General features: G+C 29.9%; 18 protein-coding genes. 8 read left to right on the top strand and 10 right to left on the bottom strand.

Annotated elements, in window-relative coordinates; genetic code table 11:
* The first annotated feature begins 45 nt into the window (after positions 1 to 45).
* The 6 genes from A7L45_RS03670 to A7L45_RS03695 all read left to right on the top strand — a co-directional run bounded on the left by A7L45_RS03670 (position 46) and on the right by A7L45_RS03695 (position 7,574).
* Positions 46 to 1,161, top strand: coding sequence for a 2-methylaconitate cis-trans isomerase PrpF family protein (locus tag A7L45_RS03670; RefSeq protein ID WP_071611509.1), 1,116 nt, complete (start codon positions 46 to 48; stop codon positions 1,159 to 1,161).
* 84 nt (positions 1,162 to 1,245) lie between these two features.
* Positions 1,246 to 2,604, top strand: coding sequence for a 2-hydroxycarboxylate transporter family protein (locus tag A7L45_RS03675; protein ID WP_224616780.1), 1,359 nt, complete (start codon positions 1,246 to 1,248; stop codon positions 2,602 to 2,604).
* A 164-nt stretch (positions 2,605 to 2,768) separates the two neighbouring features.
* Positions 2,769 to 4,346, top strand: a complete 1,578-nt coding sequence (gene pckA, locus A7L45_RS03680; protein ID WP_071611510.1) for a phosphoenolpyruvate carboxykinase (ATP) — start codon at positions 2,769 to 2,771, stop codon at positions 4,344 to 4,346.
* A gap of 283 nt (positions 4,347 to 4,629) precedes the next feature.
* Positions 4,630 to 6,312, top strand: coding sequence for an acetolactate synthase large subunit (locus A7L45_RS03685; RefSeq protein ID WP_071611511.1), 1,683 nt, complete (start codon positions 4,630 to 4,632; stop codon positions 6,310 to 6,312).
* A gap of 495 nt (positions 6,313 to 6,807) precedes the next feature.
* Positions 6,808 to 7,029 (top strand): hypothetical protein, encoded by a 222-nt coding sequence (locus A7L45_RS03690; protein WP_071611512.1) that lies wholly within the window; start codon positions 6,808 to 6,810, stop codon positions 7,027 to 7,029.
* A 146-nt stretch (positions 7,030 to 7,175) separates the two neighbouring features.
* A complete protein-coding gene (locus A7L45_RS03695; RefSeq protein WP_071611513.1) occupies positions 7,176 to 7,574 on the top strand; it encodes a hypothetical protein in 399 nt (132 codons plus the stop codon).
* A gap of 152 nt (positions 7,575 to 7,726) precedes the next feature.
* On the opposite strand, the gene A7L45_RS03700 is transcribed toward A7L45_RS03695, so the two are convergent.
* A complete protein-coding gene (locus A7L45_RS03700; protein ID WP_071611514.1) occupies positions 7,727 to 8,341 on the bottom strand; it encodes a DUF3267 domain-containing protein in 615 nt (204 codons plus the stop codon).
* A 71-nt stretch (positions 8,342 to 8,412) separates the two neighbouring features.
* The gene (locus tag A7L45_RS03705) at positions 8,413 to 9,402 is read right to left on the bottom strand and encodes a D-cysteine desulfhydrase family protein (protein WP_071611515.1); all 990 of its coding nucleotides are present in this window, start codon (positions 9,400 to 9,402) and stop codon (positions 8,413 to 8,415) included.
* A gap of 286 nt (positions 9,403 to 9,688) precedes the next feature.
* Between A7L45_RS03705 and A7L45_RS23670 the strand changes: the two genes are divergently transcribed.
* On the top strand, positions 9,689 to 9,820 hold the full coding sequence (locus A7L45_RS23670; protein WP_236900468.1) for a hypothetical protein: 132 nt from the start codon (positions 9,689 to 9,691) through the stop codon (positions 9,818 to 9,820).
* 139 nt (positions 9,821 to 9,959) lie between these two features.
* Positions 9,960 to 10,697, top strand: a complete 738-nt coding sequence (locus tag A7L45_RS03715; RefSeq protein ID WP_071611516.1) for a metallophosphoesterase family protein — start codon at positions 9,960 to 9,962, stop codon at positions 10,695 to 10,697.
* Positions 10,698 to 10,825: 128 nt separating this feature from the next.
* On the opposite strand, the gene A7L45_RS03720 is transcribed toward A7L45_RS03715, so the two are convergent.
* The 8 genes from A7L45_RS03720 to A7L45_RS03755 all read right to left on the bottom strand — a co-directional run bounded on the left by A7L45_RS03720 (position 10,826) and on the right by A7L45_RS03755 (position 17,539).
* The gene (locus A7L45_RS03720; protein ID WP_071611517.1) at positions 10,826 to 11,869 is read right to left on the bottom strand and encodes a PTS sugar transporter subunit IIC; all 1,044 of its coding nucleotides are present in this window, start codon (positions 11,867 to 11,869) and stop codon (positions 10,826 to 10,828) included.
* A 26-nt stretch (positions 11,870 to 11,895) separates the two neighbouring features.
* On the bottom strand, positions 11,896 to 12,774 hold the full coding sequence (sdaAA, locus tag A7L45_RS03725; protein ID WP_071611518.1) for an L-serine ammonia-lyase, iron-sulfur-dependent, subunit alpha: 879 nt from the start codon (positions 12,772 to 12,774) through the stop codon (positions 11,896 to 11,898).
* Positions 12,755 to 13,456 (bottom strand): L-serine ammonia-lyase, iron-sulfur-dependent subunit beta, encoded by a 702-nt coding sequence (gene sdaAB / locus A7L45_RS03730; protein ID WP_071611519.1) that lies wholly within the window; start codon positions 13,454 to 13,456, stop codon positions 12,755 to 12,757. Before sdaAB ends, sdaAA begins: the two co-directional genes overlap by 20 nt.
* Before the next feature lie 251 nt (positions 13,457 to 13,707).
* Complete coding sequence (locus tag A7L45_RS03735) at positions 13,708 to 14,547, bottom strand: DNA-binding domain-containing protein (protein WP_071611520.1); 840 nt, start codon at positions 14,545 to 14,547, stop codon at positions 13,708 to 13,710.
* The gene (locus A7L45_RS03740) at positions 14,532 to 15,818 is read right to left on the bottom strand and encodes an ATP-binding protein (RefSeq protein WP_071611521.1); all 1,287 of its coding nucleotides are present in this window, start codon (positions 15,816 to 15,818) and stop codon (positions 14,532 to 14,534) included. Before A7L45_RS03740 ends, A7L45_RS03735 begins: the two co-directional genes overlap by 16 nt.
* Before the next feature lie 114 nt (positions 15,819 to 15,932).
* Positions 15,933 to 16,304, bottom strand: a complete 372-nt coding sequence (locus tag A7L45_RS03745) for a hypothetical protein (protein WP_071611522.1) — start codon at positions 16,302 to 16,304, stop codon at positions 15,933 to 15,935.
* Between the two features lie 389 nt (positions 16,305 to 16,693).
* The gene (locus A7L45_RS03750) at positions 16,694 to 17,158 is read right to left on the bottom strand and encodes a pyridoxamine 5'-phosphate oxidase family protein (RefSeq protein ID WP_071611523.1); all 465 of its coding nucleotides are present in this window, start codon (positions 17,156 to 17,158) and stop codon (positions 16,694 to 16,696) included.
* A gap of 54 nt (positions 17,159 to 17,212) precedes the next feature.
* On the bottom strand, positions 17,213 to 17,539 hold the full coding sequence (locus tag A7L45_RS03755) for a transcriptional regulator (protein ID WP_071611524.1): 327 nt from the start codon (positions 17,537 to 17,539) through the stop codon (positions 17,213 to 17,215).
* Between the last annotated feature and the right edge of the window lie 357 nt (positions 17,540 to 17,896).

The following is a 17,896-nucleotide window of genomic DNA, read 5'->3' on the forward strand; positions in this document are numbered from 1 at the left end:
GTATAATAGTGACCAGTAAACAGAGTGTAAAAGGAGGTCATAAGAATGACGAAAGTGGCATGTACTATCATGAGAGGCGGTACAAGTAAAGGTGTATTTTTCAAGTATAATGATATGCCTAAAGATAAAAGTAAATGGAATGATTTCCTTTTAGATGTTATGGGTAGCCCAGATGCTAGACAAATTGATGGATTAGGGGGTGCAAATTCACTAACTAGTAAAGTAGCGATAATAAAAAAATCTGATAAAAATAATTATGATATTGAATATACATTCGCTCAAGTTAGCTTAACAGAAAGAATGGTTGATTTTAAAGGAAACTGTGGTAATATCCTATCAGCAGTTGCTCCATTTGCTGTTAATGAAGGGCTTGTAGCGATTACAAATTCTAAAATGAAAGTTAGAATATTTAACACAAACACAAATAAGTTAGTGGTATCAGAAGTCGAAATTGAGAATGAAGAGGCTAAGGTCGAGGGAGATACTTGTATATCTGGGATACCTAATTCAGGATCACCAATTTATCTTTCTTTTTATAATCCAGAAGGTTCGGTTACTGGGAAGCTTTTACCTACAGGTAATGTAATGGATTCCATTGAAACGTCTAGGGGGAAAATAAACATCTCAATTGTAGATGCTGCAAATCCATTAGTGTTTATAAACGCTAAGGATATTGGGTTAAAGGGTACTGAGTTACCAAATGAATTAACAGAAAATGATTTAAAGAGAATAGAGGAAATACGCTCAATGGCAGCAGAGATGTGTGGTTTCGCAAACAAAGAAGAGGCAACAAAGATATCTCCAGCAATACCAAAAGCTACCATTATATCGACACCTTCAGAATATGTAGATTTAAGTGGAATCAAGAGGAATAAAGACAATATGGATGTAGTTGTTAGAATGATGTCAATGCAAAAACCACACAAAGCAATTGCAATAACTGGTGCGATATGTATAACTGTAGCTGCTAATATTGAAGGAACTTTAGTTAGCAAAATAGCTAAAAGTAATAATAATAATAATAAGCTGAAAATAGCACATTCAGGCGGGATAATGGAAACGGTTGCTAATCTTAACAATGGAAAAATTGAATCTGTAAAAGTTGTAAGAACAGCAAGAAGGATAATGGATGGGTATGTTTATACAAGAGAAAGATATTAGAATAATATTATAATTTAAATAATTATTGTTATTTTTAAGCAGTCAAAGAGCTAATCATAAAAATTAAAATTGGGGGTATTACAAGTGAATAATTTAGGTACAACAAAAAATATAAAAAATGCAGGAAAAGCTAATAGTAGTATTATAAAAAAGATTTCTAATTTTAAAATCGGTATTATGCCATTAGGTGTATATTTGGCACTTCTAATTGTAGTTTTTGCTTTACTAGCTAAAGGCATATTGCCTAATGATATGTTAGGTGCATCAGCTATTATGGTTCTATATGGATTTACTTGTGCAGAAATTGGAGAGAGATTACCTATTATTAAAAATATTGGTGGTAAGGTTATATTTGCAACGTTTTTACCATCCTATATGGTATACGCTCATTTTATACCCAAACAAGCGGTTAAAAGTGTAACTACTTTTATGAATCAAACTAACTTTTTATATGTATTTATCGCTTGTATTGTAGTTGGAAGTATATGTAGTATGAATAGACAAGTTCTTATTAAGGCTTTTGTAAGAATGTTTGTACCACTTATAGCTGGTGCAGTTACTGCATCAGCAGTAGGAATAGGAGTAGGTACATTATTAGGTCTAGGTGCATATAAAACGTATTTTTATATAGTTGCACCAATTATGGCAGGTGGTGTTGGAGAAGGAGCTCTTCCTTTAGCTATGGGGTATTCAGCTATTTTAGGAAAGAGTTCAGATACAATATTTGCAGAAGTCCTTCCTATCGTAATGATAGGTAGTTTAGTAGCAATTATTTTTTCAGGTATGTTAAAACATATTGGTGAAAAATATCCTCAATTTTCAGGAAATGGAAAATTAATGAAATCGGGTAGTGAAGATGAAATATTAGAACTTGCTAAAGCTGGAAATAAAGCTAAAGCTGAGCTAAAGATTGATTTAGCACAAATGTCAGTGACTGGTATATTGGCGTTTGCTCTCTATTTAGGTGGTGTATTTGTAAACTCACTTATAGGGCTACCAGCACCTATCGTTATGCTATTAGCTGTTGTAATAGCGAAAATGTTAGGCGTTATACCTAATAGTATAGAAAATGGCGGACATGCACTTTTCAGATTCATAGTAATAGCTATTACAATACCATTATTAGTTGGTATAGGTATTGCTAAAACACCATGGCTAAATCTTGTCGCTGTTTTTACTAACCCTAGATATTTAATCGTAATAGTATGTACAGTTTTAACGGTGGTTATTGTAGGTTGGTTTGTTGGTAAAGCAATGAACATGAATCCAGTTGAAGCAGCAATGGTAACGGCTTGTAATAGTGGTCAAGGTGGAACAGGAGATATTGCAATTCTTACAGCTGGTAACAGATTAGAACTTTTGCCATTTGCTCAAGTAGCTACAAGACTTGGTGGTGCTGCTACAGTTACAATAGCAATTGCAATATTAAGGATGATAAGTTAGTATTATAGTTAAGTATTATATTTAATTATTAGATAAGTAATTAATTTGTACCTATATAAAACTTGAATTATGATTTTGTGATTTATTATTTGTATAGGTGTAAATTATCATGTAAACAACGTTGGGTAAGAGATGAATTAAGAAAATAAGGGGGAAATTAACAAATGAAGTTAGATTTGAATTATCTTAATATAAAAAATTATAAGAACTTATATAGAAACATTAGCATACCTAAACTTATAGAATTTGCGGTTAAAAGAGAAGAGGGTGTTTTGTCAGATAAGGGAGCATTAGTAGTAAACACAGGTAAATATACTGGTAGATCTCCAAATGATAGATTTATTGTAAAAGACAATATTACAAAAGATACAGTAAATTGGGGTAAAGGTAATTTAGCAATTGATGAACATGTGTTTGATGAAATCTATAATGATGTGTTAAGTTACTTAAATCAAAAAGATTTGTTCATGTTTGATGGTTTTATAGGGGCTTTGAAAGAATACACTCTACCTATAAGGGTAATATGTGAATGTGCATATCAAGCTATGTTTTCTAACCAAATGTTTATTAGACCTGATGCTAATCAACTTTCAAATTATATACCAGAATTTAATATAATATCAGTTCCAGGATTTAAGGCTAGAGGAATAAAAGATGGAATAAATTCTGAGGCTTTTGTGTTAATAAATTTTTCTAAAAAAATAATTCTTATTGGTGGAACAGCTTATTCAGGTGAAATAAAAAAATCTGCATTTTCAGTCATCAATTTTTTACTTCCTCAAAAAGGTGTATTACCAATGCACTGTTCTGCTAATACAGGTAATGATGGACGTACAACAATTTTCTTTGGTCTATCAGGTACAGGAAAAACCACATTATCAACGGATATTGAAAGAAAGCTTATAGGCGATGATGAACACGGTTGGTGTGATGACGGAGTATTTAATTTTGAAGGTGGTTGCTATGCAAAAGCAATTGGCCTTAATAAAGAAAAAGAACAGGAAATTTATAGTGCCATAAAATTTGGAACTGTGCTTGAAAATGTAGTAATAGATGAAAATGGAACTCCAGATTATAATGATCGTAAATTTACTGAAAATACAAGAGCAGCTTACCCAATAGAACATATAGATAACATTGAAAGTAGTGGTGTTGGAAGTATTCCAAATAAAATTATATTTCTAACTGCAGATGCATTTGGAGTAATGCCTCCTATATCTAAACTAACAAAAGAGTCAGCTATGTACCATTTTATGTCTGGATATACAAGTAAAGTAGCAGGAACAGAGAGAGGGATAACAGAACCTAAAGCTACATTCTCAGCTTGTTTCGGAGAACCATTTATGCTTTTAGATCCGATAGTTTATGCCAAGTTACTTGGAGAGAGAATCGATAAATACAATGCAGAAGTATATCTTATAAATACAGGTTGGATAGGTGGAGCCTATGGCAAAGGTAAAAGAATTAACTTGTCTTATACACGAGCTATGGTTAAAGCAATTATGTTGGATAAGTTTAAAGATGTAGAATTTTATGAACATCCAATATTTAAGATTCTAATACCAGCTGAATGTCCTGAGGTTTCAAAGGACATACTTGATCCTAAAAATGTATGGGTTAATAAAGATGCATATGATAAGAAGGCATATGAATTAGCCGAAAAGTTTGAAGAAAATTTTAAGAGATTTAAGAATATATCAAGCGATATAATTAATGCAGGTCCACATAAAAATACAATCTAGTAGCTACAATGTAGTCCCAACAACGTTGGAACTACATTTTTTTTACAAATTTAAGAGCACCTTTGCAATTTGTAAATGTTAAATGTAGTTATTGTTTTTATAAATAAATATATCTATAGAAGATAGTAATTATAATGTAATGTTTATAAGAAACGGCATGTTGGAATAAATTATATTATTGTTTAATATTTTAACATTTATACCAGGATAGTATTGTAAATAGAATTAATTTAATATAAGATAAGAAATGTAAAATATAACAATATAGGAGGAAGAAAAAATAATGGATGTACGTGAAAATGAAGTGCAAAAGTTAGATGTAAAGAAGAATATCGAAAAGCTAAATACATCAGAACTAATGGTACAATGCCTTGAAAGCGAAGGGGTTAAGTATATATTTGGAATACCAGGAGAGGAAAATCTTACATTCTTACATGCACTCAAGGGCTCTAAAATTAAGTTTATTACAACTCGTCATGAACAAGGAGCAGCTTTTATGGCAGATGTTTATGGACGGTTAACGGGTACTCCTGGAGTATGTCTCTCAACTCTTGGTCCAGGAGCAACAAATTTAATGACTGGGGTTGCTGATGCTAATATGGATGGTGCCCCTTTGGTAGCTATTACAGGACAAGCTGGAACTGACAGAATGCATCTTGTATCTCATCAACATTTAGATCTAATTTCAATGTTTGCACCAATTACTAAATGGAACAAACAGATTGTAAGACCAGATACAGCACCAGAAATTATAAGGAAGGCTTTTAAACTGGCTATAGGTGAAAAACCAGGGGCTGTCCATATAGATTTACCAGAAAATATAGCCTCAATGGCAGTACTAGGAAGACCACTTGCACATGGAGATACTGAAAAAAGTTATGCCACATATACAAGCATTAAAAGAGCAGCAGATGCTATAAGTAATGCTAAAAACCCAGTTATTATTGCTGGTAATGGGATAATACGTTCAAAAGCTAGTAAAGCACTGACAGAAATGGTGGAAAAGCTGAGAATTCCTGTAGCTAATACCTTTATGGCAAAAGGAGTTGTTTCATATAAAAATCCGTTGTCTTTGTGGAGTATTGGACTCGCACAACGGGACTATGTAAATCGTTTTTTTGAAAAAGTAGATTTAGTAATTGCTGTAGGATATGATATAGTTGAATATGATCCTAAAAAATGGAACAAGAATGAAAATATTAAAATCATTCATATTGCAGAGGAAAATGCTGAAGTTAATAAATGCTATATACCCGAAGTAGAGGTTATCGGTGATATATCATATTCTATTAATGAAATAAGTGCACTTGCTCATAGGGTATTGGAACCAGTGGTTGCTCTACATATAAAAACAAAGATGGAAGCTAATTATGAATCTTATGCAAATGATTTTAGCTACCCAATGAAACCGCAAAAGATATTGTATGATTTAAGGAAGGTAATGGGTGATGATGATATTGTTATTTCTGATGTTGGTGCTCATAAGATGTGGATCGCAAGGCATTATAGAGCTGTAAAGCCAAATACTTGCCTAATATCGAATGGATTTGCATCGATGGGAATTGCAGTACCTGGAGCAGTGGCAGCAAAACTCGTCAATCCTCAAAGAAAAGTTGTAGCAGTAACTGGTGATGGTGGGTTTATGATGAATAGTCAGGAAATAGAAACTGCGCTAAGAATAAAAACACCTTTTGTGACGTTGATATTTAATGATGCATGTTATGGACTTATAAAATGGAAGCAACAGGATAGGTATGGTGAGGACATGAATGTACGATTTACAAATCCGGACTTTGTTATGTATGCAGAGGCTATGGGGGCAAAAGGATACAGAATAACAAAAGCAGAGGACTTAATACCGACATTAAAAGAAGCACTTGCTCAAAACATTCCTGCTATTATAGATTGTCCCGTAGATTACAGTGAAAATGTTAAATTAACAAATGCATTAAACAAGTTAGTATAGATAATATAATTAACTATTTGAGCCTACCCAACAAGTTTATATTTGTTAACGTACAATGGAGAGTTATGAGCGAAGCGAATCTGATAAAAAATAAGTAATCAAACATGTGAAGGCTACATTCCTTTTAATATAAGTTAAAGGAATATAGCCTTTTAGCTTTTTTAATATATTTTAAAACACCAAGAGCCTCACCAATTCCAATGGGTCTGCTACTAAAACTTCTACATTATGTAGAAGTAAACCATATATAACATTAAATGACGTATAACGCTATTTTTTTCAATACTTTAATAATGAAGGTGCTTTTAAGTACAAAAAAAGCCATTTTACGACATAATACTTGTAAAGACTAGGCATTTATGGTATAATTAATTTGTAATTAGGTCTAATTTATTAATATCAATAAAGATTTATATTTTAATACACAGGTCTAGTTAACTGATATATCCACTATGGTTATAATATTATTACAAAAGTAAATGGAGGTTTTTTATTATGGAAATGAAAATTAATTCTAATTTTATAGGTCTTGAAGCTCAAGAGGTTGAAAGTATAAATGGCGGATCAAATTTGTTCCAAGTTGGTTTGGGCGTTGTAGGAACTGGAATCGCAGTAGCAGCTTTAGTTGCTGCACCAGAAATTACTCTTCCTGTAACAGCGGCTTACTATTACGGTATAGGAGTAGCAGGGAATACTATTTATAATGGTATAAAATAAACAATATATTACAAAGATTAAATTAAATTATTTAATTAGATTTGTGTATTAAAATATAAAGTTTTATACTATATAATATCAAAGTGGTCTTACATAATGTAATAAAGCTATAAAAATATAACGTTATTTATTAGGAGTGTGTGTATATGATAAAAAAAACAGTCCCCTTAATTTTCAGCTTATCCTTAATTACAATTGTATTTAATATTTTATTAATTATAGACTTTGTTATTAAGAACTATGCAGGTAATAGCGATTTTAGCTCTTTAGTAATAGTCCTTACTTTAGCGTCTGCACAACTAATATTTCTTAGTCGTTCAGTTTATAAAAATAATGTTACAAATGGTGCAAAAAGTATCAAAAAATTAACTAATGTAATCTTATTTATTAATTGGTTAGATTTGATGTTTGTAGTTTTTGCTTTTATAGAAGGTATAAATGCACAGCAAAATCCCTTTACCAATATCAATGTGATTATTCCATGGACAATCATTACCTTGGTAGTTATTTCAATAAGATATATTCATTCTAAGCAAGTGGAATAGTGAACAGAACACAGTATGGATAATTAGTTAATGATAACATTATGAAAGCAGCCTAATATAGGTGCTTTTTTTGTTTTATATCAAGAAAAATAGTTGCAAGGTTTTTATATTTGCAAATTAACTCAATTAAATATTATGCTCATAATCAAAAGTTATTTGAAATATGTTTCAAACCCATTATTTAAAATATATGAACCGTTTGGAACTTGAATTGCCACCAAGCATATATTTAAGCAATCAACACATGATCCCATTGCGTTTATTAAACAGAGTAAAATAGTGAAACTATTCAGCCACCCTAAAATATTAAGAATAAAGGGAAATATAATCGATAATAAAATCAATGGCATAATAGAAATAATTAAAAATCTACCTTTTTTGATTTTTTCGGTAGTAAAAACAAATCCGTAAAACATATTAATACCCCAATATGTTTTGTCTGATTTTAATACATTAGGTATAAAACAAGCATGGAGAAATTCATGTAGTGCCATGAATATAAAAAATATAACAACATATATCAGTGTAAATAAGGTTAATGTGAAAGAAAAGCTAAAGTCTTGTTTACTGTTCACAAATTCTTTCAATGGAGGATATAAATAAAATGCAATAAACATAGAAATAGCACCATTTATAAACATAAATGGTAGTGAGAGTAAAGTCGTTATACCTAAATTAGATGGTTCTTTAAGCTTTGTCCACCTCGCAGCTATTAGTTTGTTGCTTAATTCTTTATCAGTAGGTGGTATTTTTTTCGCATATCTCATCAATCAAACTCCTTTCATAAAATATAAATAGTTTTTGTTGCATAATAAATTACTATCCTAATATTAAATTTTTAAAACTTAAATAAATGTTTTTGTGGAAACAAACCAAATCCTCCTCCAGTATGAATGAACAGGATATTTCTACAGTCTTTAAATGTCCCTTTTTTAATCTCTTGTACCAAGCCATACATTGCTTTACCCGTATAAACAGGATCTAAAATGATTCCTTCTAATTTTGCAAAATCATAAATAAATTGAAGTTCTTCTGGGCTACTAAGTGCATATCCTCTACCAACATATCCATCTATAATATTAATTTCATCTTTTGAAATTTCTAAATCTATATCGAGGTACTGCATACTTTCATTCAATATTTTATAAATTTTATTTTTGAAGTGTTTAGCGTCATCACAAATATTTATACCATAGATATCTCCAGTATACTTTAGTGTTTTACTTGCTAGTAGTAGTCCAGAATGAGTTCCACCAGAGCCTACTGGCAGTACTATCCTATCAAACTGTACGTCCATTTCCTTTTCCTGAAAAATAATTTCCTCCATAGCATTATAGTATCCAAAACTGCCAATTCCATTAGAAGCGCCTTCTGGTATTATATAAGGTTTAAAACCCTGTTCCTCTAACTCTGCCTTGATATGTTCCATAATCCCAATCTTATCATTATTATATTGTTCTGAATTAATAAAATAAATCTTTGCGCCTAAAAGTTTATCTATAAACAAATTGCCATCTAATTCAGTTTCTTCATCGCCATTTAAAACAAGAACCGATTTTAAACCAAGTCTTGAAGCCACTGCCGCTGTGGCCCTACAGTGATTAGATTGAATTCCACCACAAGTAATAAGTACATTACAGCCTTGATTAAGAGCTTCTTTTACAGAAAATTCAAGTTTCCTTATTTTATTGCCAGATACTTCTGTTCCAGTTTGATCATCTCTTTTGATATATATATTGGGCCCATTTATTTTTTGAGATAACCTTTCTAGTTTTTCTATTTTTGTAGGTAAGTTTGCAAAAGTTATTTTCTCTGGAATTTTAATCATTTAATTACCCCCTTAATTTTATTATTTAGCAGAATACTTTACAATGTTCTTTTAAAATAATATTTGTTTAATTGTACTATAATTTCCATAAATTTTATATATAAATTAAAATAGACTTCGTTAACTATTGTTGAAAGGCTTATAAGTAATTTGAAAGATATGATAGATAATAATGCTATGAAAGAAGCAGAAAAAAAGAATTATTGTAAATGTTATGAAATGTCTATAGAATAATTTAAATAAAGATGCATTAATCAATATTAACAACTATAAAGGAAAAATATTATTGCTTTCAGCTGAAAATGACAATTATTGGCCAAGTAAAAAGATGAGTAATATACTATTTAAAAATAGTAATAACAAAGATAATATAAATCATATTGTTTTAGAATTAGAGGGGCATAACAAAAAAAACTAGGTCAGTTTGCGAATAATGAGCGAAGTAAATTTGCTACTAATTTAGGGTAATAATGGTATAATCAAATAAATCATTTATGTCGCAACAGTAAAAAAATTATGAAGTAGCGTAAATTTTATTAATAATGGGGGATTATTTTATGAAAATAGCGGTTTTGTCCGATATTCATGGTAATGGAATAGCATTAAGTTATGCAATAAAAGATTTTAAAAATTTAGGTATTAATAAAATCATCATTTTAGGCGATGTGGTAATGAAAGGACCAATGCCTTCACAGGTTATGGAACTATTAAATGATAAGAGTCTAGAGATTTTAGCATGGATTAAAGGTAATACAGATATGTGGTTTGAAGAGATTTCTGAGACCTGGATGAATTCATCAGTTAAAGAACGACAACTGTATTTATATTATAAATATGCTGAGGACAATTTAAAAAAGGAACAAATATTATTTATTAAAAATTTGCCATTGGAGTATTCATTGTTACTGAATGAATTTAAAATACTTTGTGTTCATGGAACACCAAAGTCTATAGTTGAAGCAATTGATGATAGTGTTTCAGAAGATGAAATTAGAAAAGCAATAAATGGCGTTAGTGAACAAGTGATTTTATGCGGTCATTCTCATACTTGTTTTATAGGGGAAGTGAATAATAAAAAGATATTTAATGTGGGAAGCATCGGTAATTCACTTGATGGAGATAATAGAATATCCTATGGTATTTTAGATATTTCAAAAAAAGAAATTAAATGTACAAACAGAAGGATTGAATATCCAATAAATGAAATTATCGATATATCAATTAAAAATAAGTTTCCTCTTTTAGATGAATATAAGAGCGTTATTTTGACAGCTTGTATGAATTTAAAACAATAGTTAATATGTCGCAATTTTCTTTTGCAAAGTATAGTATTTAACACTATTATTTATTTTACAATGATTAAGTAAAGGCTGAGTTTTACATAAAAGTAAACTCAGCCTTTTCTTTTTTTAAAATCAGATATTTATGATACTTCTTCTAAATTTGGGGTAATTTCTCCACGAATTTCTGCAGCAGTATGTATCTTATAATTTTTAAACATAATAGACCCTATGTAACCGCTGAAAATACTAACTATAATACAACATAAGGCTGTTATTAACACTTTAGAAGCTGGATTATATGCAAACATTACTGCGAACCCTGCTATAGGGGTTGCTGTTCCTGGAGAATTATTTACAAGTCCCATTAATGCAATTATTACTCCACATAAAGAACCACCTATAAAATTAGTAACATAAACTGGTATGGGGTTTGCGGTGACTATATCAGCTTGTGTTAGAGGCTCTATAGCTACTGAAATTGTATCTTTTTTACTTCCAAATTTCATTTTCGTAAATAATACGAAATTCATAAAGGATGAACCAAATACTGATAATGCGCCTATAGCCATAGGTGCGCCAGTAAGCCCAAGCATTGCGGTTAAAGCCATTGAACTAAGAGGTGCAGTGGCAACAACGGTTATTGTTCCTCCAAGTACTATACCCATTATTATTGGGCTAGTACTTGACGCAGATGTTAAAATTCTACCAATGTTTAATAGTGTGGAATTTACTATTGGAGTCATACAACTTCCTATAAATCTAGTTAATGGAGCTGCAAAAACAATTATAACTATTAAGTCTAAGCCTCCTGGTAATTTCTTTTCTAGATATTTAACTACAAATGACATGAGGTATCCAGCTATAAATCCGGGTAAGATACCAAGACCAGAACAAGATAGTCCAATCAATACTGCATATATTGGTGAAACACCAAGAGCTAGAGGTACAAGTATTGCAGCGGCTACTCCTCCTAAACTACCATTAGATAAACCAACTTGTTTTAAAAATCCTATGTTTAATACATCACCAAAAAATGCAGAGTGAAAAGCTTCAACTAGAAAGCTTGCACAGGCAGCACTTGCTAGTGCACCCATTGCTTTCATTCCTTGAGGTGCTTTGTAACTAAAAAGTGTAAATAAAGCTAATACGAATAATAAAAGACCAGTTCCTAATAAAATATTCATTGCTGTTCCTCCTTATAATTCACAATTTATTTTTTTGAAAATACCTTATCTTTAAGTGCTAGACCAGTTTTAGTAACAGCAAGGCCACCAAGAGCTGTTTCTCTTAAGGAAGCTGGTAATTCTATACCAATTTTATACATTGCAGATAATGTATCATCAAATGGTATTTTTGAAGAAACACCAGCCATAACTAAATCAGCGGTAGAAAGTGCACTAATTGCACCAGCTACATTCCTTTTTGCACAAGGAATTTCAACTAGTCCAGCAACTGGATCACAAACAAGTCCTAATACATTTTTAAACACGATGGCACCAGCATTTAAGCTCATCTCTGGTGTTCCTCCCATCATTTCCACAACTGCAGCTGAGGCCATAGCAGCGGCCGATCCACACTCTGACTGACAACCACCTTCTGCACCTGCAAAGGTGGCATTCATTCCAATAATCATACCAACTGCAGAAGCTGCAAATAATCCTTCCATCATTTCATTTGTACTTTTTCCAAGCTTTTCACCAGCAGTTAATATTACGGCTGGAAGTATCCCACAGGATCCAGCTGTTGGACATGCTACTATTCTACCCATGGAACCATTAACTTCTGAAGAAGATAGTGCCATAGCCATAGCTTTTACAGCGGTGTCTCCTAAAAGTGATTTACCGGATTCTAAATATTTTTGCAGCTTATAAGCATCCCCACCTATAAGGCCACTTAATGAATAAACTTCTTTTTCTCTTCCAGACGTAGCACCGCACCTCATTACATCAAGAGTCTCTTTCATATGTAGAAATAATTCTTCTCGCGTGCTATCCTTTTGCTTCATTTCAAGATTTATTGCATATTCACTTAATTTTATATTTTCTGTTTTACATATTTCGATAAGTTCACTAGCTGACTTTGCTATCATTATGTTTTCTCCTTGTTTCTGGATTAATAACTATTACTTTGTTTATTCCAGTAATTTTTTTAATGTTTTTTACTAAAGAATCAGGAATAATACTATCTACTTCAAAGGTCATAGTTGCAGATTTCCCCTTTTCGCCTCTAACAAGTTTTAAAAAAGCAATATTGATTTTATCCCCATAAATAAGGTCTGACACTTTTGCTACTGTTCCTGGAATGTCATCATGGCAAGTTATAATAGTAGAATTTACACCGGTTATAAGAACACTATTTCCGTTTATTTCATTTATTTCTACATTACCGCCACCAATAGACGAACCCATTATTTCAAAATAATTATTATTAATATCTGTTATTAAAAATTTAACTGTATTTGGATGTACTTGGCCAAGATCATACTCAATAAATTTTATTTTTAAGCCTTTACTTTCAGCAATTGAAATAGAATTTCTAAGATCATCATCACTTGGTTCCATTCCAAGTATGCCAGCAACTAGTGCTCTATCAGTTCCATGGCCTTTATAAGTTTTACCAAAAGACCCATGAAGTAAGAATGTAACCTCTTTTATATCAGCTCCAACAATAGTTTTTGCTATTTTACCAAGTCTAGCAGCACCAGCTGTATGAGAAGATGATGGACCGACCATTATAGGACCTAGAATATCAAAGACACCGAAATTTTTCATGTTAAGTAGTTCTCCTTTCCAAAATATAATATAATTTATATTTTTAAACTTGTTATACTTTTGAAGCTTATTTACTAAATCAAACAAGTAACCGTTTTCTTTTACTTTATTTTAAAGCCATAATGATAATGAACCTGACTTTACGTTTTTATTATAGAATCAATATTTCAAAAAAAATCAGTTAACATCAAAAAAAATATCTAATGATCTAAATATTTTTAATATTAAGATCATTAGATATTTGGGAAACACTAAAATTTTTGGCCCATTTCACAATTAAGTAAAATTCCCTCGAAAAATTTGTTTACGGATATTTTTCCACCAGATTTTTTAATTCCTTTTATATGATCCATTTCAGCTTTTACACTTGAAAAATTGAAAAGCACATTTGAATAAGTATAAAAGGTTTCATTCATAGTATCTTCAATCCCCAAGTTTGCAATATTCTTAAGGCCATCTTTAATCGCGCGTCTAATCCTTTGTTTTACAATTTCGGGATTGTCCCCAAAACAACTAAAAAGTTTCTCTAAATTACAATCAGAAAAAGATTGTTTGTTTTCAATAAGGTAGGTACATATTTTGATTATATCGGTAGTTCCCTTTTCACCAAGCATTCCAAGCATACTTAAAATTTGTTTTATTTCCTTTATGTTGCCATTTATATCCGCATCTGGCTGTACAGAATTTTTTAACATTTTTTTAATATTAGACAACATCATTCGCATTTCAATATTTTCTGCAACTTTTGATGTAACTTTTTCTACTTCGATTTTATTTATGGGTTTCTTTATAAAAAACTCTATTCCTGATTTGTATGAATCTTCAACAAGCGTTTTATCTAAAACCTGGGATATCATGACAAAACAAATATTTGGTCTTAAATTTTTAAGTTCACGTACAAGAGTATTTCCGTCCATTTTAGGCATAAGAAGATCTACAAGCACAATATCAGGGTTTAATAAAAGTATTTGATTAAAGGCTGTTTCTCCATCGTTTGAACTACCTATAACTTCAAATGAATTATTTTCTTCTATAATATTGGTAAGTATTCTTACTATACTTATATCATCATCAACTATATAGTATCGCATACAGATACTCCTTCCATTTTATCTTGTTTTATTTTTATAACAAATTCAGTTCCTTTTCCTGTAATGGAATGAACATCTATAGTACCCGAAAAAACATCATTAACAATACCGTTTACATGGGCAAGCCCTATACCTCTACAAATATCACCAGTTTCTCCGTTAAATTTAGTTGAGAATCCAGGATTGAATATATATTCAATATCTTTTTCTTTTATGCCTTTACCATTATCAGATATAATAAAAATACACTCTTCTTGGCTTTTCGAAATTAAAATTTTAACATATCCATTTTTTGTTTTATCCATAGCCTCTATACTATTATAAATAAGGTTTCGTAATATACAAACCAGATAAAAATGCTCCACTACATTAAAATTATTCTTTATTTCAAATTTTAGGGTTACATTAGGATTATTTCTTTTTATATATTCCATTACATCCATTCCAATAATATTTACAATATCTTTAATATCCATTTTAACATTATCCGTTTTTTCACCAACCATTTCTTCTAAACCTTTTATGACGCTTATATAATCTTTTTTTATTTCATGCACGTCTTTTGCTATATCAAGAGAAAGGTTTTTTAGTTCAGAAGGATACTTTTGCTGCGATATTGTTTTGTAAAGTAGATATGCTTTTTTCATAACATCTTCAATATCTGAATTATTTTTGTTCATAAAATATATTTCACTTTTAATACTTGAAGTCATTAAAATTAATTTTCTATATCTTTCTTCATGTTCCTCTTTTATTAGTAAAGACTTATAATGTTTTATTAGTAATATTATACACACTGAAATTATAGCTCTTACAAAGGCTATAATTACTAGATCTTGAAACATTAGATAACTATATCCTCTAAAATGAATCATTGTACTTATTTCTATGATATTTGATAACAAATCACATAAAAATGCACAAAAAAATAAGTATGTAATGCCTTTCTTTTTCTTTTTCTTTTTCCAATACAATAAATAAAACAATATACCATATGAAAAATAAAACAAAACATCTGTCTCTATAAACCTAATAGTAATATGAAAATTGTTAGTGCTGAAATATAAAAACATTCCCTTATAAAGTGAATAAATGATCCCAGTTGCAAAAAGAATTTCAATAGGATTAATTTGTTTATAAAAATAAAGAAAAACAGGTAATATAGCAACAGAAAGGGCTATTATAAATCCTGGCGCAAAAATATTTATATTAACTTGAGAAGCCAATGCAACCACTATAGCAATAATAAAAATAGATTTTATTTTTTTCATTTTATTAAATATTTCTCAAAATTAGACTTATCTTATTTTTCATAATATTTTGCTCCTCAAAATTTCATATTTTAAATTTATTATATCAACTGTGTGGCTTAATATATTGATTAGTTATAGCTGTTTCTTGTTGTGTTTCATTATAATAAGCACTTTAGATGTTTCGGTTTGCTGATTAACTTTTTTGTTAATTTTATTATAATGAATTTGTGCTACATTGTTATATTTTTTATTAGATGATTGCTTAAGAAGAGCAACATTATGATTTAATTTATGGCTCCTTAATATCGGGATAGAAAAACATGTTATTATGGTGACTGCTACCAATAGAGTAGTAAGGCGCCTTTTCTTAATATTTAACTTTTGAATATTATTAATTGAAGAAGTTTGATAAATCTCTAAACTCTCATACATATCATGACTACAATAATGACAATAAGGTTCATTTTCATCTACTTCATTAGCACAATTTTTGCATATAATCATTTTAAGCCTCCACTTTTCGTAATTTAATTTATTTTTTTTAATATAGCATAGAAAAACATAATTAAAATCTAATTGTACATTAGATACATTATATTATTACTTTCGCTAATTATTTCCTAGAATTAAAAAATACTTTTAAATAATAAATTCACTCCTAAAAAGTGTCCTAAAGGACATAAATTCAATGTACTATATTTACAATATAGCATACGAAACAATACATTCAAGTACACAATAAGAAAAAGGCTTTAGTTCAACCCACTATAAGCCCTTATATATCAACGCTTTATACTGTTTTTACTAATGTATGATTTTATTCGAAATTGTACATTATTTGTGACGTAATTTATGAATATTATAAAACTTCATGTATTATAAACTAACATTAACTAGCTGTTTGCTTTTCCTGAAATATGTTCTATACAAATTTTTATTACCTTAGTTGCTTTACTTGCCCTCTTAATATACTCTTTTCCTTGTTCAATAAAATCTGGCGAATACTTACTTAACGTTTCTATAAGAGCCATATTTTTTTCATCATCAAAAACTTCACTTGCCCTTCCAAATACAATTATGCTCTCATATTTTGTACTAAACTCGTCTGGTAAAACACAAGTTTTTCCAACTACACAAAAAGATACTTTATCGTTATTTAGTATATTATCTAATTTATGTCCTTTAGTAGCACCATGAAAATATATTGAATCATTTGAAAAAATATAACTTATTGGTACACCATAAGGATAACCATTTTCACTTATAGTTGATAGAATACCGCAACTATTATTTTTTAAGATTTCAATAACCTCATCTTTTTTGAGTTCTCTATCTTTTCTTCGCATTTCTCTAAACATAATAATCACTCCTTATTCAGTATATAATGCCATTTTATATTATTTATGGAATTATTATCTTTTATTTTTTATCTTTTTCTTTTTTGGTTCTGGTAATTCTTCATACATAGTTACTACCATTTGTTTTAACATCTCACTATTATCGGCAATATCTACATGCAACATTGGCTTTGCACCATCGTATGGACTTTCTGAAATGCTATCAGGCATATAATGTTTGCTTGCTTGAGTAATTTTTGCCATAAAGCCTGTTCCGTAGATTCCACCAAATATTCTACCTTTATAATAAAACAAGTAACCACCCATCATAGGTATAGATTTTATATCTTCCAATCCTTCTAATTGATCCATTATGTATAAAGCTAATTCTTTGTTTGCCATATTAACCCTCTTTCAATTTATGGTGTTGTTGTAAATAATTAATATGGTTAATTATACTATAATTAACATCAATTATACATATAAAATTGAAATAGGTATGTGTTAATAATACGATAAAAACTATTTAATAATAAGGTCAAAGTTAGAATTTTAAGTGCACATAATAATAGTAATGACGACATATAAGCATCATAACTATTAATTCAGACAAATAATCATCTCCTTAGTTAAATATGAATAATTTTAAATTCGTAGTTTATTCAAATTCTCAAATTCCAACTAATAATATATATTTAACTATAACATAATCCCTATAAATTGAATATATACAATGATTTTAAAATGAGTAATAGCATC

It is taken from the genome of Clostridium estertheticum subsp. estertheticum, assembly GCF_001877035.1.
GTDB classification, from domain to species: Bacteria; Bacillota; Clostridia; order Clostridiales; family Clostridiaceae; genus Clostridium_AD; species Clostridium_AD estertheticum.